This window comes from Corynebacterium sp. A21 (assembly GCF_052266655.1).
In the GTDB taxonomy this organism is placed as follows: Bacteria; Actinomycetota; Actinomycetes; order Mycobacteriales; family Mycobacteriaceae; genus Corynebacterium.
Genome location: NZ_JBQPQY010000001.1, coordinates 1 through 14,456, shown reverse-complemented (window position 1 = coordinate 14,456; position 14,456 = coordinate 1). Strand labels below are relative to the sequence as shown.

Annotated in this window: 12 protein-coding genes and 1 tRNA gene; 5 read left to right on the top strand and 8 right to left on the bottom strand. The window is 62.0% G+C overall.

The features are described 5' to 3' along the window. Positions 1–65: 65 nt before the first annotated feature. The 4 genes from ACTU46_RS00065 to catA form a co-directional block, all read right to left on the bottom strand. Positions 66–344 carry a muconolactone Delta-isomerase gene (locus ACTU46_RS00065; protein ID WP_443377881.1) on the bottom strand — a complete coding sequence of 93 codons (279 nt, stop codon included), beginning with the start codon at positions 342–344 and terminating at the stop codon, positions 66–68. 124 nt (positions 345–468) lie between these two features. Continuing rightward, positions 469–765 (bottom strand): muconolactone Delta-isomerase, encoded by a 297-nt coding sequence (gene catC / locus ACTU46_RS00060; RefSeq protein WP_443377880.1) that lies wholly within the window; start codon positions 763–765, stop codon positions 469–471. Positions 766–783: 18 nt separating this feature from the next. Beyond that, a complete protein-coding gene (locus ACTU46_RS00055) occupies positions 784–1,905 on the bottom strand; it encodes a muconate/chloromuconate family cycloisomerase (RefSeq protein WP_443377879.1) in 1,122 nt (373 codons plus the stop codon). A 184-nt stretch (positions 1,906–2,089) separates the two neighbouring features. Next, the gene (gene catA / locus ACTU46_RS00050) at positions 2,090–2,944 is read right to left on the bottom strand and encodes a catechol 1,2-dioxygenase (protein ID WP_443377878.1); all 855 of its coding nucleotides are present in this window, start codon (positions 2,942–2,944) and stop codon (positions 2,090–2,092) included. Positions 2,945–3,782: 838 nt separating this feature from the next. Here catA and benA point away from each other — a divergent pair. The 5 genes from benA (at position 3,783) to ACTU46_RS00025 (ending at position 11,115) form a co-directional block, all read left to right on the top strand. Then, positions 3,783–5,267 carry a benzoate 1,2-dioxygenase large subunit gene (benA, locus tag ACTU46_RS00045; RefSeq protein WP_443377877.1) on the top strand — a complete coding sequence of 495 codons (1,485 nt, stop codon included), beginning with the start codon at positions 3,783–3,785 and terminating at the stop codon, positions 5,265–5,267. 43 nt (positions 5,268–5,310) lie between these two features. Beyond that, positions 5,311–5,820 (top strand): benzoate 1,2-dioxygenase small subunit, encoded by a 510-nt coding sequence (gene benB, locus ACTU46_RS00040; protein WP_443377876.1) that lies wholly within the window; start codon positions 5,311–5,313, stop codon positions 5,818–5,820. A 26-nt stretch (positions 5,821–5,846) separates the two neighbouring features. Continuing rightward, complete coding sequence (gene benC / locus ACTU46_RS00035; protein WP_443377875.1) at positions 5,847–7,442, top strand: benzoate 1,2-dioxygenase electron transfer component BenC; 1,596 nt, start codon at positions 5,847–5,849, stop codon at positions 7,440–7,442. Continuing rightward, on the top strand, positions 7,439–8,269 hold the full coding sequence (locus tag ACTU46_RS00030; protein ID WP_443377874.1) for a 1,6-dihydroxycyclohexa-2,4-diene-1-carboxylate dehydrogenase: 831 nt from the start codon (positions 7,439–7,441) through the stop codon (positions 8,267–8,269). Before benC ends, ACTU46_RS00030 begins: the two co-directional genes overlap by 4 nt. A 161-nt stretch (positions 8,270–8,430) precedes the next feature. Continuing rightward, entirely contained in the window at positions 8,431–11,115 is a 2,685-nt protein-coding gene (locus ACTU46_RS00025; protein WP_443377873.1) for a LuxR C-terminal-related transcriptional regulator, read from the top strand. 96 nt (positions 11,116–11,211) lie between these two features. Here ACTU46_RS00025 and ACTU46_RS00020 read toward each other — a convergent pair whose 3' ends face one another. From ACTU46_RS00020 to ACTU46_RS00005, 4 genes are all read right to left on the bottom strand, one after another. Continuing rightward, the gene (locus ACTU46_RS00020) at positions 11,212–11,838 is read right to left on the bottom strand and encodes an ATP-dependent Clp protease proteolytic subunit (RefSeq protein ID WP_443377872.1); all 627 of its coding nucleotides are present in this window, start codon (positions 11,836–11,838) and stop codon (positions 11,212–11,214) included. Positions 11,839–11,869: 31 nt separating this feature from the next. Further along, positions 11,870–12,469, bottom strand: a complete 600-nt coding sequence (locus tag ACTU46_RS00015) for an ATP-dependent Clp protease proteolytic subunit (protein ID WP_443377871.1) — start codon at positions 12,467–12,469, stop codon at positions 11,870–11,872. Positions 12,470–12,706: 237 nt separating this feature from the next. Continuing rightward, positions 12,707–14,062 carry a trigger factor gene (gene tig, locus ACTU46_RS00010; protein WP_443377870.1) on the bottom strand — a complete coding sequence of 452 codons (1,356 nt, stop codon included), beginning with the start codon at positions 14,060–14,062 and terminating at the stop codon, positions 12,707–12,709. A 58-nt stretch (positions 14,063–14,120) separates the two neighbouring features. Then, a tRNA-Pro gene (locus ACTU46_RS00005) sits at positions 14,121–14,194 on the bottom strand. Positions 14,195–14,456 lie beyond the last annotated feature (262 nt).

Here is a 14,456-nt window from a genome sequence, read left to right as displayed (position 1 = left end):
TTGACGCCTGCTGCTTGACGACGCCCGCGACGCTCCCCGTCGCGGGCATTGTCATTCCAGCCGCCTCAGCTCAGGTCGGGGTGCGGCACCAACGCTGAGATCTCGACCTCGGCAACCCGAAAGAGGGGCAAGGCGTGCAACCTCTCGTGCAACTCCCCGGGGTCAGCGACCTCGAGGACGAGGATGTCGGTGCGGGTGCCGGCGGCTCGCCAGCAGTGCCGCAAAATACCCTCATCTTGCAGGGAACGTAGCGCCCTGCGGTGGCGTTCGAGATGGTCCGCCCGGATCTCCGGGTCCATGTCTGAAGGCAGCGCCTCGGTGAAGCGGCAGTGGAAGATCGCCATGATCACTCCTTGAACTTGGGTGGGATGTTGATTTCAGGATCCCATAACGCGCAGGAGCCGGGCTCTCCCGGCGCACTAAATCTGCGCCCGGAGAGCCCGGCTCCTCGTTAATAGAGCTCTGGTACTACTGCTCGTGCAGGTAATAGCTCAGCGCATTGGGGTGCTTGGCCAGCGGAGTGAGCTTGACGTCCATGTACTTGAACATCGGGAAACCAGCCATGACAGCCTGCAGCTCATCGTGGTCATCGACGTCATAGATGGAGTAGTTGGCGTACTCACCGACGACGCGCCAGATGGCCTTCATGATTCCCTTCTCCTGCAGATTGCCGGAGTAGGCCTTCTCCTGGACCTGGAAATCGGCCATGGTCTCGGGATCCATGTCAACCGGGAAGTTGACATCCATACGTGCGAGAAACAGCATCTCTCTAATACTCCTGTACTAGTTTCGGGTGAAGTGGTTGATCTTGTCCCAGTCGGGCTCAAGGCCGGTGCCGGGGCCTTCCGGAACCTTGACTACGCCATTGGCATACACCAGGTCCTCAGCAACATAGGTTTCCTTGAGCAGCATCGGACCAAAGAGCTCGGTACCGAAGGAGATCGCCGGGTTGGCGGCAGCGAAGTGCAGCGACGCGGCGGTACCGAAGGGGCCCTCCAGGCTGGTGGCACCGTGGCAAGCTAGTCCGCCGGCCTCGGCGATAGCGGCAATCTTGGCCGACTCGCGCAGGCCACCGACCTTGGTGGTCTTCAGCGCGATGACATCTGCGGCCTGCTTCTTGACCACTGCCAGGGCATCTGCCGGGGAACACACCGATTCATCAGCCATGACGGGAACACCGATGCGGGTGGTGATCTCGCGCAGCGTGTCCAGATCATGGGCCGGGGTCGGCTGCTCGAAGAGCTCGACGCCGGCCTCAGCCAGACGCGGCAGGTAACGCAGAGCGGTCAGACGGTCCCACCGGGCATTGACGTCGATGCGGAAGCCGACCTTGTGGCCGAGGGCGCCGACAAGCTCAGAAATACGTTTGGTGTCCACATCCGGGTCACCGGACCCCATCTTCAGCTTGAAGCTCTTATGTCCGTGGGAGGCAATGCGCTCCTCAACCTCGGCGATAGCCTCATCCAGCGGGAGCACACCCAGTGCCCAGGTGACATCGAGCTCATCACGGAAGGCACCGCCGAGCAGATCGCTCAACGGGACATTCAGGGCACGGGCCCAGGCATCGTGCATGGCGATATCGGCGGCGGCCTTGGCGAAACGGTCATTGGCCACGACATTCTCGAAATCACTCAGAATGCCGGAGAGCTCGTTGACCCGGCGGCCGATCATCACCGGTGCCAGGTAGCGCTCAATGATCACCTGCATGGTTTCGACGGACTCGCCGCCCCACCACGGGCCGCCGGGGACGACGCCCTCGCCATAGCCGACGGCACCGTTTTCCAGGGTGACGGTGACCAGCAGGATCGGCTGTGCGGTCGCGGTCATGGTGGCGAAACCGTGCGGACGGATCAGCGGTACGTCGAGGATCCGGGTCTCGACCTTCTCAATGGTCAGTTCAGCCATGTTTTCTTCCTTAAAGTCCATCAATACGGGCCTGCAGGAGCAGACCCGGAAAAGGGGATTTAGCAATGGGTACAACCTCGCGGGCCCAGGGAACCCGGACCCACCAATGGGAAAGCCCCCACTCCCCTGAGTCTAGGGAAGTGGGAGCAATCAGGGAGACTCAGTCTTCCTTTTCAGGGGGAGACTAGTCCTCCTTGTCCAGCGCGAAGCTGTAGTTGACGATGTTGTTGCCCTTATCGTCGGTCTTCGGGTCCAGGAGCAGCTCCGGCTTCACAGCGGTAGCGACATCGTTGTCGGTCCACTCGCCACCCTTGAAGTAGAGCTGGGTGGTGATCTCGCGGTAGCCCGGGGACTTCACGCGCAGGTGCAGGTGAGCCGGGCGCCACGGGTGTCCACCGTAGGACTCGATGAACCAGCCGGTCGGGCCGTCGGCCGGGATCTGGTAGGGAGCCGGCTGCAGGGTCTTGATGTTGTACTTGCCCTCTTCATCGGTGATGATGGTGCCGCGCAGGTTCCACTCCGGGATACCCGGGGCGAACTGGGAGTAGTAGCCATCCTCATCAGCGTGCCACAGCTCGATGGTGGCACCGCCCAGACCCTTGCCGTCCACGTCGGTGACCTGGCCACGGAAGAACAGCGGCTGTGCAGCCTTGTCCTGGTCGCGCATCGGCATCTCGCACTCGGCCGGCAGCTCCGGGGAGTTCTCGAGGTAGTAGGGGCCCTCGATGGAGCCCTTGGTGCCGGTGTAGTGGTGGCGGTTGTAGTTGACCTTCTCGATCTCGTGCTCGACAAAGACATCCAGCCACAGCGGCCACTCGCCGTACTCGCCGATCTGGATCAGCCAGTTCTTCAGGACGCGGTACTCGTCATAGGTAACCTCGTGCTTCTCGGCGATCTCGCCGAAAGCTGCCAGGACATCCTTGTAGATGGCGTTAGCGCGCTCCTTGGAGGTATCAGACTTGACCGACTCATTCTTGAATTTGTCGGTCGCTTTGTTACCGGAGTCGTGAGCGGTGGGGTTGACTTCAGCCTGAGTCATTGTGAGTTCTCCTCGTGCAAATGGACTGGAATGTAGAGCTCCAACGTAACCGGGTGATTCAGCGCGTTGGCCTGTCACTACTGTGTCCCCCCTCACGAAGAAACGCAATACACGGCAAGGGCCCACTTAGGCAACCCTACCCTAGGACGCCAAGGGCCCGGCCCGCAAAACCCCAGCTCAAGCACCGAATCCACCACCCTTGATTCACTTTCAGAAAGGCAACCCCCGAACCAAACCTAGGCAACCCCCCACGATTGGAGCCCAGTTCCGGAGACGCTTCACCCCCGAATCCTACCCCCGCCCCGGAGGTGCCACGGAGCCCAGGGAAACCCTGCAGGTCACAGGCATTTCAGGAGAAATGCACCGAACCCCAGCGGCCGCCGAAAGTGGCCACAGCACCCACCCGCCCCAAGTGGCGACGCCCCCACATGCCCGCCCTCCAGACGGTCACCCCCCCGAAGGCTTATGATCCACACAACGACCGCTGAAACGCTCGACATCCATGCCGCGCCACCGCCAGGACCCCAAAGGCACCCCCATTTACCCCCATCCAGACGCCTTCCCGACAGGTAATCCCCAAACTCCCACATTCCCCCAAAAAGTCCCATCGGTGCAGGTATATACGCGAATAGCTTAACCCCAAACATGCTCCGAACCCCGACCCCCGAACCCTTCCTAGGTCTTTCCCTAGTGTGACCCAGCACATTGGTCGGCATAGTTGTAGACAGCGATCACCGCAGGTGATTGACATCACCATTCCATTGATCGACGCGCCGGCTCCCCTCTCACAGGCAGAGCCCGGGCGAGAAGTCGACCGAACAGATTGGACGTTCACCCAATGACCAGCCCTACCGCCGGCGCCCGCGACATCATCGAACGCGCTCTCGATAACCGGCCTGATGACGGAATCGTCCGTGTTAACCGTGAGGTCTTCACCGACCAGGAGCTCTTCGACCTGGAAATGAAGTACATCTTCGAGGGCAACTGGCTCTTCCTCGCCCATGAGTCCCAGCTCCCGAACCCGGGTGACTACTTCACCACCAACATGGGCAATCAGCCCGTTGTGATCACCCGCTCCAAGGATGGCAAGCTCAACGGCCTGATCAACTCCTGCTCCCACCGTGGCGCCATGCTCTGTCGTAAGAAGGTGGACAACCGCACCACCATTACCTGCCCCTTCCACGGTTGGACCTTCTCCAACGATGGCACCCTGCTGAAGGTTAAGGACGAGGCCAGCGGAGGATACCCGGAGCAGTTCAACTCCAACGGCTCCCATAACCTGCGCCGGATCCCGAAGTTCGAGAACTACCGCGGCTTCATCTTCGGCTCCTTGAACCCGAATGTTCCGAGCATCGAAGAGCACCTTGGCGATGCCACTGTCATGCTCGACATGCTGATCGACCAGTCGCCGGAGGGCCTGGAGGTGCTGCGCGGCTCCTCCACCTACACCTATGACGGAAACTGGAAGCTGCAGGCCGAAAACGGCGCTGACGGTTACCACGTGTCCTCGGTGCACTGGAACTACGCTGCCACTACCTCCCGTCGTGGCACCGGCGAGTCCGCCAACGAGACCAAGGCCATGGATGCCGGCTCCTGGGGCGAGCAGGGCGGCGGTTACTTCTCCTTCCCGAATGGCCACCTGGCTCTGTGGACCACCTGGGGCAACCCGGAGGACCGCCCGATCTACGACCGGCTGGAAGATCTCAAGGAGCTGCACGGCGACGAGCGCGGCGAATTCATGGTCGGCGCTTCACGTAACCTCTGCATCTACCCGAATGTCTACGTGATGGACCAGTTCTCCACTCAGATCCGCCGCCTTGAGCCGATCTCCGTGGACAAGACCGAAGTCACCATCTGGTGCATCGCCCCCAAGGGTGAATCCGATGAGAACCGTGCCGCACGCATCCGTCAGTACGAGGACTTCTTCAACGCCACCGGCATGGCCACCCCGGATGATCTGGAAGAGTTCCGCTCCTGCCAGAAGACCTACCAGGCCAGCTCTTTCCCGTGGAATGACATGACCCGTGGACTCACGCAACAGGTCGAGGGCCAGAACGACAAGGCCAAGGCTCTGGGACTCAACAGTGTGCTCTCCTCCGGCAAAAAGGCCGAGGACGAGGGCTTGTACCCGATCCAGCACGGCTACTGGGAAGAGGTCATGCGTCAGGCAGTCGAAGCCGAGGACAGCTCTGTCAAGGGCGTCAAGGATGACGAGGCCTCCGCAGCAGCAACCGTAGCCTTCGCCGCTGAGCGCGCCGCCGCCAAGGACGCCGCTAAGTCCGAGGGCGACGCCCCCCGCCGCCGCCGTCGTACCCGCGGCTAGTCTCCCCTCACCCAACACCAGTCAATTACAGGAGATTGAGAATATGACCACTGCAGATACCGCAGCAATCACTCGGGAAGAAATCGAAGCTTTCCTCTTCCGCGAGGGCCGGCTGCTCGATGACCGTAAGTTCGAAGAGTGGCTTGAGTGCTACCGCGAAGATGCCGAGTACTGGATGCCGGCCTGGGACGATGCAGGTACCCTCACCGAGGACCCGCAGCGCGAGATCTCGTTGATCTACTACCCCAACCGTGGTGGCCTTGAGGACCGCATCTTCCGTATTCGCACCGAGCGTTCTTCCGCAACCTCCCTCCCGGAGCCGCGCACCGGTCACAACCTCACCAACCTCGAGATTCTCGAGCGTCGTGAGGGCGAAGTGGACGTGACCTACAACTGGATCACCTACTACTTCCGCTACCAGACCACCGATCACTACTTCGGCACCACCAAGCTGACCCTTGATGTGACCGGGGAAACTCCGAAGATCGCGAAGAAGAAGATCATTCTCAAGAATGACTTCATTCACCACGTGATCGACATCTACCAGCTCTAATTCACTTCAACCAGGAGGTTCCCCTCATGACCCATCAGATTGCACTCGCGTTCGAGGATGGCATCACCCGATTCATTCCCTGCGAGGAAGACCAGACCGTCGCAGATGCCGCATATCAGGCACGAATCAATATTCCGTTTGACTGCCGTGACGGCGCCTGCGGCACCTGTAAGTCCTTTTGCGAGTCTGGCGACTTCGACGAAGGAGAGTTCATTGAAGATGCACTTTCTGACGAAGAATTCGCTGAGGGGTACTTCCTAACCTGTCAGGCCAAGCCCAAGACCGACATGGTGGTGCAGATTGCCACTACCTCGGTCCTGGCTAAAACCGGCGCATCCACCCTGATCGGCACCATTGAGACCCTCGAGCGTCTCTCAGAGTCCACCGTAAAGTTCTCCGTCAAGATCGAGGACCGCGATAAGCTCAACTACCTGCCAGGTCAGTACATGAACGTCGCTGTTCCCGCCTGGGAGCAGCACCGTTCTTACTCCTTCTCTTCCGGCCCCTCGGAAGACATCGTCACCTTCCTGGTTAAGCTGACCCGCGGTGGCCTGATGTCGGAATACCTCACTGATGAGGCCAAGATAGGCGACCGCATCAACCTCACCGGCCCGATGGGTTCCTTCTTCCTCCGCGAACCCTTGGACCCGATTCTGCTGCTCGCCGGCGGCACTGGCCTGGCTCCGGTCATGTCCATCCTGGAAAAGCTTTCCGAAGATGAACTACTTGATGTTCCGGTCCGACTGATCTATGGCGCCACCTTCGACTACGACCTGGTTGAACTGGAGAAGCTGGAAACCTTCCGCAATCGACTGCCCGACTTCGACTACTTCACCGTGGTCTCGGATCCGGATTCTGACCATCCGCGCAAGGGCTATGTCACCGACCACATGACCGAAGAGCATCTGCACGACGGTGGCGCCGACGTTTACCTCTGTGGCCCGCCGCCGATGGTTGAAGCGGTGCGTAAGTTCCTGAACAACCAGGAGAACCCGCCGCAGAACTTCTACTACGAGAAGTTCTCCTCCGCTGCCGGCACGAACGATAACAACGCTATCGTCGTCGAGCGCTCCGAAAAGGGCGAGGGCGATGCCACCCGCTCCGGTGTCACGGTCTCCGCCCCCGGCATCGAGACCGGTGAAGTCCACAACGCCCAGGCTGACTCCCGCTCCCAGTTCGAGGCCCGCATGGCCCTTGAGCTCGGCGCCGTGGAACTCTCCCTGCATACCTTGGAGGAAGAGGACTTCAAGCACCTGACTGAGCTGGCGCTCAAGGCCAACTCCTTCATTGACGGGGAGAAGCTCCTCGACCCGATCGCCTACACCGAGGCGAACAATGAGTACCACGAGTTCTTCTTCCACCGCACCGGTAACCCGGCACTGCTGGCTGCCTACCGCAACCTCCACATCGTCGATGTGATGAACAAGCGGCTGGCTCACGCCACCTGGATGCAGCCCAATATCGCTCAGGAACACCTGGATCTCATCGAGGCCCTTCGGAACAAGGACCAGGCAAAGGTGCGCGAATTGCTCCGTAACCACAATGAGCATGCCATCGACACGATGGATTCCGCCATCGCGGAGCAGGCCGAGAAGGGTGAACTAGAGGTGGCGGACCAGTGAGCGCACCTATCGGAGACGGCATCACCGGCGCCCCGTCGATCTTCACCCCGAACCGCTACCGGGGCTTGAACGTCCTGGTAACCGGTGCGGCTCAGGGCATCGGCCAGGCGGTGGCCCAGCGTATTGCTTATGAGGGCGGCAATGTCTTCCTCGTCGATCGCGCTGACCTGGTCCACGAATTCGCCGCGGAATTGGCGTCGGCCACCGGTGTCACCGTCGGCTCCGCCACTGTGGACCTCGAGACCTGGGAAGGCGCCGAGTCCATGGTCGCCGCGGCCAAGGAGAAACTGGGCCACATCGATGTTGCGATCAACAATGTCGGCGGCACCATCTGGGCCAAGCCTTTCGAGCACTACGCTCCCGAAGAGATCGAAAAGGAGGTCTATCGTAGTCTGTTCACCACCCTGTGGTCGGTCCGCGCAGAACTTCCGGCCTTGATCGAAAACGGCGGCGGCAGCATCGTCAATGTGTCCTCGGTGGCCACCGGTGGCATCAACCGCGTGCCCTACGCGGCATCCAAGGGCGGCGTCAATGCCCTGACCGGTGCGCTGGCCAAGGAGGCCGCGCACCACAACGTGCGCGTTGTGGCCACCGCCCCGGGTGGCACCCTGGCGCCGGAGCGCAAGGTCGCCCGCGGTCCAGGCCCCGAAGGTGAGCAGGCGCAGGTGTGGTACCAGGAGATTGTCGATCAGACCACTGAGTCTTCCCTGATGAAGCGTTATGGCACGCTTGATGAGCAAGCGGCACCGATCGTGTTCCTGGCTTCCCCGGAGGCCAGCTACATCAACGGTTCCGTCCTCCCGGTCGCCGGCGGCGACCAGGGCTAAGCACGAGCACGGCGGCCCTTCCCCTCCCCGGGGAAGGGCCGCTTTCTGTTGCCCACCCTGCCTGCTTTGCGACGGCCGCGGCCACCGCGTCGTCGATAAGCACCACCCGAGTTTGGCCCGGGGGTTTATGAGGGGTCAGTCAGGGGCAAGCTAGGCTGAACATGAACTCCGCGGGTATGGTCAGCCATGTGTACCCTACTCATTCGCCGCAGCAGAATACGCGTTCATCTTTTCGCAAGATCAACGAGATGGTCCGGGCGCTCACTCCCGGCAACGGTCTCCTCTGTGTGGTCACCGGCCCCGGTGGCTCCGGGAAATCCAGCTTTGTCCGGGAACTTGTGCAGAATCTTCCCGGCTGGTCCGGGATCCGGGTGACCGCCCTCTCCTGGCACGCCGCCGATGAGGGCTCCCTGCTGCGTCATATCCTCAGCCGCGCCAATCACGAGGGGGACCTGAGATCTCTGGTTGATGCCGAAGGCTCCACCACCGCCATCGTGGTGGACGATATTCACTGGGCGGACCAGGGCTCCGTCCGGGAGCTGATCGAGACCGTCGGGTCCATGAAACACGGCCGTCTCGCCCTGATCTTCACGGCCTCGGACACTGAGGTCTCCGTGGGTCGACCCAACACCAATGATCTCCGCGACATGGCCGATGTCACCCTGATGATCCCGCCGATGGATGTCGAGGATGTCCGGGCCTTCGCCCTGGCCACCGTCGGTGCCCAACTTGCCCCCTTCGCCGCCGCTGAACTCCGGGATCTCACCGGCGGGCGCCCCAACCGGATCCGGGAGGTCCTGCAGGCGGCCCCCGCCGACCACTGGCGCAGTCAGGACCCGCGAATCCCCGTTCCGAATACCTGGCGGGCAGCGCTGACCCGGCGGATCGGAGAGAGCCCCGACCTTGCCATCCTGAACAAAGTTCTCACCGCCTGCGCGATCCTCCCGGAGGGCGGCACCCCTGAGCTCCTGGAATACCTCACCGAGGATCCATCTGGAGCTACCATCGATACCGCGGTGAATCTCGGATTGCTGGAACTGCTGCCCCGCCACGGCGCTAACCACCTCACCTTCGTCTACCCCACCGACCTGGCAGTGGTGCGTACCAGAACGGGCCCGCAGCAGTCCTCAGCACTGCACAAGAAGGCCGCAGGTTTTTTCCGCGAGCACCACGATCTCGACTCCGCTCTGCTCCACGAGGCCCTGGGCACCGCCGGCAGCGATGATGAGACGGCGGCGGCGTTGGCCGCCCGTGGTCTCCAGCTCGGCGCGGGCGGGCACTGGCGGCGGGCCGCCCGGGCCTACCAGCTTTCCTCCCAGATCTCCTCGCACCCCACTGACTCCCACGACCGTCATCTCGACGGCATTGAGGCGCTCATCGCTGCCTCAGACCTCCCCCAGGCCCGGCTCTACGCCGGCTCGCTGGGCCATGACTCAGAAGATGTCAAGGTCGACTCAATGCGCGGTTATCTCTCGCTCCATGAGGGCCGCCGATCTGAGGCCGCTGGCCACATCAACCGCGCCTGGCAGACCCTCGAGAACAGCGCCAGCGAGGACCGGGTGATGCGCGCCCGCGTCGCCTCCCGTCAGGTGCTGCTCAACCTGAACAGCTGGCAGCCCGCTGAGCTCATCAAATGGGCGAAGATCACCGATAAGTGGGCGCTACCCGGCTCCCCCACCCAGATTGAGTCCCGCTATATCTCACTGATCGGCGAAGGTGCCATGGAGGGCCGGGTTCCGGAAGATATCCCGCTGCCCGGAGAGACCCCGATCCTCGCGCAGCGCCGCAATATGGCCCTAGGGTGGCTCTCCCTGGTCCACGATGACCCGGTCAGCGCCCGCCAACGTCTGCAGGGCTATTCCGGTGCCGAGGGGTCCGAGCGCATCTCCCTCTGGATGGATGCCTGGCTGGCCCGCACCTACTTCATCCTCGGCGAGTGGGAGGCCGGGGTCCGCGCTGTGGAGCGTGGACTCTCCCGCGCCGAGCGCTACGGTATCCGCTTCCTCGAGCCGCTGCTGCTGTGGACCGGTGCCTCCATCGCCTCCTACCGTGGTGAGAAGGACCTGGCACGCAGTTATGTCAACCGGCTGACTTTCAGCCATGATGCCTTCGCCCTCCAGCGGGTGCCCTCCGCGATGTGCCGGCTGCTGCTCGCCAGCCTCGACAATGACATGTCCACCGCCATGCGGGCCGGCCGCACCCTGGAGGCGATCAACCGGGAAACCGATATCACCCAACCCGGCTTCTGGCCCTGGGAGGATGTCTGGGCCCAACAGCTGCTCCATGCCGGCAAGATCGACGAAGCCGATGAGGTGACCTCCAAGGCCGAGGAGATCGCCGCCGGATCCAATATCGCCTCCATCAAGGCGAAGCTGGGGGTCCCGCGGGCGGGCATCCTCATGCAACGTGGTGATATCGAGGGGGGCATCCAGGTCTTCGAGGAATCCCTCGAACAGATCGAGACCCTGGCCATGCCCTCCTATCAGAGCCGCATCCTCTACGAGTACGGTCGGGTACTGCGCCGCCTCGGCCGTCGCCGACAGGCCGATGAGATCTTCACCCGCGCCGGTGAGGTCTATGAGGCGATGGGGGCCACCGAGTTCGTCAACCGCTGCAACCGCGAACGCCGCGCTGGTGGTCTGGGTACCCGAGTCACCGGGGCCGGGGGGCTGACCCCGCAGGAGCAGGAGATCGCCAAGCTGGTCGCTGAGGGCGCCACCAACCGCGAGGTTGCCCGGGAGCTCTTCCTCTCCTCCAAGACCGTGGAGTACCACCTGACCCGCGTCTACCGGAAGCTCGGGGTGCGCACCCGCAATGAGCTGCCCCGGGTGCTCCGGGAACTCTGACCCCCACTGATCGACGCCTGCTGGATAGCGCGCAGGAAGGCCCGCCACACTATGAGATAGTGTGACGGGCCTTCCTAGTGGTACTGGGGCGTGGGGTTAGCCGCGCAGCTTGCGGTAGTCGAAGACCTGGTCGACGATGCCGTACTCGAGGGCATCAGCGGCCGTGAGGATCTTGTCACGGTCGGTGTCGATGCGGATCTGCTCCGCAGTCTTGCCGGTGTGCTCGGCGAGGGTGGTCTCCATCAGCCGGCGCATGCGCTGAATCTCCGCTGCCTGGATCTCCAGGTCAGAAACCTGACCCTGGGTTCCCTGGGTGGAGGGCTGGTGAATCAGCACGCGTGCGTTGGGCAGCGCGGCGCGCTTGCCCGGGGCACCGGCAGCCAGCAGCACTGCAGCCGCGGAGGCGGCCTGTCCGAGGCAGACGGTCTGCACGTCGGGACGGACGTACTGCATGGTGTCGTAGATCGCCATCAGCGCGGTGAAGGAACCACCGGGTGAGTTGATGTAGAGGGTGATGTCGCGGTCAGGGTCCATCCCCTCCAACACCAGCAGCTGCGCCATGATGTCATTCGCGGAGGTGTCATCGACCTGGGTGCCCAGGAAGATGATGCGCTCCTCGAAGAGCTTGGCGTAGGGGTTGGTCTCCTTGGTGCCATAAGCGGACTGCTCAATGAAGGAAGGCAGCACGTACCGAGAGGTCGGCATCTGGAATCCGTTACTCATGTTCTAATTTCTCCTTGGTACTTTCGTGTGCCTAGTTACTGATCGGACCTTGAGCAAGGGTGATCACGTGATCAACGATGCCGTATTCCTTGGCCTGCTGTGCGGTGAACCAGCGATCGCGATCAGAGTCCTGGGTGACCTGCTCGAAGGTCTGACCGGTGTGCTCAGCGATCAGCTCCGCCATCTCGCGCTTGGTCTGGGCGAACTGCTCAGCCTGGATGGCGATATCGGCTGCGGTGCCGCCGACACCGGCGGAAGGCTGGTGCATCATGATGCGGGCATGCGGCAGGGCGTAGCGCTTGCCCTTGGTCCCGCCGGCGAGGAGGAACTGCCCCATGGAAGCTGCCAGGCCCATGCCGTAGGTGGCAATATCGCAGGGCGAGTACTTCATGGTGTCGTAGATCGCCATACCGGCGGTCACCGAACCACCCGGGGAGTTGATGTAGAGCGAAATATCGCGGGTCGGATCCTCCGCGGAGAGCAGGAGAATCTGGGCGCAGAGCTTGTTGGCGATTTCATCGTCAACCTGGCTGCCGAGAAAGATGATCCGCTCACGGAGCAGGCGGTCGTAGATGTCGCTGCCGAATCCGGCCCCGGCTCCCGGGGACGTCATCTGGATCTGATCAGTCATGAAATACAACTCCTAGATTCTTCTTTTTGATCGATGATCTCAAGGTTACCTGCCGGTTAACCGCGAATGCCGCTCTGTTCGCTGTCAGCGTCGAACGGCCTCCGGAAGGTGCCACCAACTGGTGTTTTCCATCCCGGATCCCTCGGCGCAAAGCCTGCGGGATCCGTCACGGCGACGCCGAAGGGAGGGCCCGGCAACAGTGCCGGACCCTCCCTTCAACATCATGACAACCGGAAATTAATCCTCGGTGTTCTCTGCGTTGTCCTCTGCCTCGACCTCGCCGAAGAATTCCTTCGGGTCGATCTCGTTGCCCTCGTCATCCTTGACGGAAACGCGGCAGATGGCGGAGGCGAGAGCCTTGCCACGGCGCACATCAGCGAAGAGGTTCGCGATCTGGCCGGACTGCTGCAGCTGCTGGACGAACTGGTTCGGATCCATGCCGTAGCTCTGGGCGGTGAACAGGATGTGGTCGGTCAGCTCCTGCTGGGAAACCTCCGGGTTCTCCTGCTCCGCCAGGGTGTCCAGGAACAGCTGGGTGCGCACGGCCTTCTCAGCATCCTTGCGGGTCTGAGCGTCGAACTCCTCGCGGGTGGTGCCCTGTTCCGCCAGGATCGAATCCAGTGCGGAATCATCATGAGCCATCTGGCCGAGCAGCTGGTGCAGCTGGGCGTGGACCTGCTCATCAACGATGGTTTCCGGCAGCTCGAACTCAGCCTCGCCGAGGGCCTGCTCCAGGACGGCGTCGCGGATGGCGGCCGCCTGCTGGTTCTTCTTGGACTCCTCCACCTGAGCCTTGGTGGACTCGCGGAGTTCCTCGATGGTGTCGAACTCAGAAGCCAGCTGAGCGAACTCGTCGTCGAGCTCCGGCAGCTTGCGCTCCTTGGTCTGCACCACGTGGACGTTAATGGTGGCTTCCTTGCCCTGCTGCTCGCCGCCGGCCATGGTGCTGGCGAACTCGGCATCCTCGTCGGTCTTCAGACCGCGCAGTGCGGTATCCAGACCGTCGATGAGATCGCCGGCACCGATCTCGTAGGAAAGCCCCTCGGTGGAAGCCTCCTCGACGACCTCGCCGTCGACGGTGGCCTTGATATCGATAATGGCGAAATCGCCGGTCTTCATCTTGCGCTTGGTGTCCTTGAGCTCACCGAAGCGGGCACGGAGACTGCCCAGCTCTTCGTCGATGGCCTCTTCGTCGACCTTGACGGCCGGAACCTCGACGGACAGTGCAGCGAAGTCCGGAACCTCAAACTCGGGACGAATATCAACCTCAGCGGTGAATTCGACGAGCTTGTTGTCCTCGATCTTGCTGATCTCGATATTCGGCTGCCCGAGAACGGTAAGCTCGTTCTCCTGGCAGGCACGCTCGTAACGGCTAGGCAGCATGTCGTTAACGACCTGCTCCAGGATCGCACCGCGGCCGACGCGGGCGTCGATAAGCTGGCGAGGCGCCTTCCCCTTACGGAAACCGGGGATGGACACCTGCTGTGCAAGTGCGGCATAAGCCTGTTCAATCTCGACGCCGAGCTCCTCGAACGGGACCTCAACCGTGAGCTTCACGCGGGTGTCGCTCAGCTTCTCGACGGAACTCTTCACGAGTCACTCTCCTGGATACTTATTGATTTCCCTCAGCTAGGACCGGGTGGCCCATACGTCGGGGCGACAGGATTCGAACCTGCGACCCCCTGCTCCCAAAGCAGGTGCGCTACCAAGCTGCGCCACGCCCCGTATTCACTCTGCTGTTCCGCAGAGGTGGATACGAGATGTCAGTTTAGCGGGCCATGGAAAAGCATGGTTACACCGGGGCACACTAAGGCCCCCGCAACCCCCTTGAGCTGGCATTATGATTCCAAATTCAGAATGAAGCCGAGAAGCAAAAGAGACAGGCACCTCAAACGGTGGTCGTTTGAGGTGCCTGTCTTTAAATTTGGAGGGAATGACGGGAATCGAACCCGCGTCTTCAGCTTGGAAGGCTGAGGTAAAGTGTACA

What these genes read in the sequence shown, in the direction of transcription:
- ACTU46_RS00065 (WP_443377881.1), bottom strand. Translation starts at nt 344, where the DNA reads ATGGCGATCTTCCACTGCCGCTTCACCGAGGCGCTGCCTTCAGACATG.
- catC (WP_443377880.1), bottom strand. Translation starts at nt 765, where the DNA reads ATGCTGTTTCTCGCACGTATGGATGTCAACTTCCCGGTTGACATGGAT.
- ACTU46_RS00055 (WP_443377879.1), bottom strand. Translation starts at nt 1,905, where the DNA reads ATGGCTGAACTGACCATTGAGAAGGTCGAGACCCGGATCCTCGACGTA.
- catA (WP_443377878.1), bottom strand. Translation starts at nt 2,944, where the DNA reads ATGACTCAGGCTGAAGTCAACCCCACCGCTCACGACTCCGGTAACAAA.
- benA (WP_443377877.1), top strand. Translation starts at nt 3,783, where the DNA reads ATGACCAGCCCTACCGCCGGCGCCCGCGACATCATCGAACGCGCTCTC.
- benB (WP_443377876.1), top strand. Translation starts at nt 5,311, where the DNA reads ATGACCACTGCAGATACCGCAGCAATCACTCGGGAAGAAATCGAAGCT.
- benC (WP_443377875.1), top strand. Translation starts at nt 5,847, where the DNA reads ATGACCCATCAGATTGCACTCGCGTTCGAGGATGGCATCACCCGATTC.
- ACTU46_RS00025 (WP_443377873.1), top strand. Translation starts at nt 8,431, where the DNA reads ATGAACTCCGCGGGTATGGTCAGCCATGTGTACCCTACTCATTCGCCG.
- ACTU46_RS00020 (WP_443377872.1), bottom strand. Translation starts at nt 11,838, where the DNA reads ATGAGTAACGGATTCCAGATGCCGACCTCTCGGTACGTGCTGCCTTCC.
- ACTU46_RS00015 (WP_443377871.1), bottom strand. Translation starts at nt 12,469, where the DNA reads ATGACTGATCAGATCCAGATGACGTCCCCGGGAGCCGGGGCCGGATTC.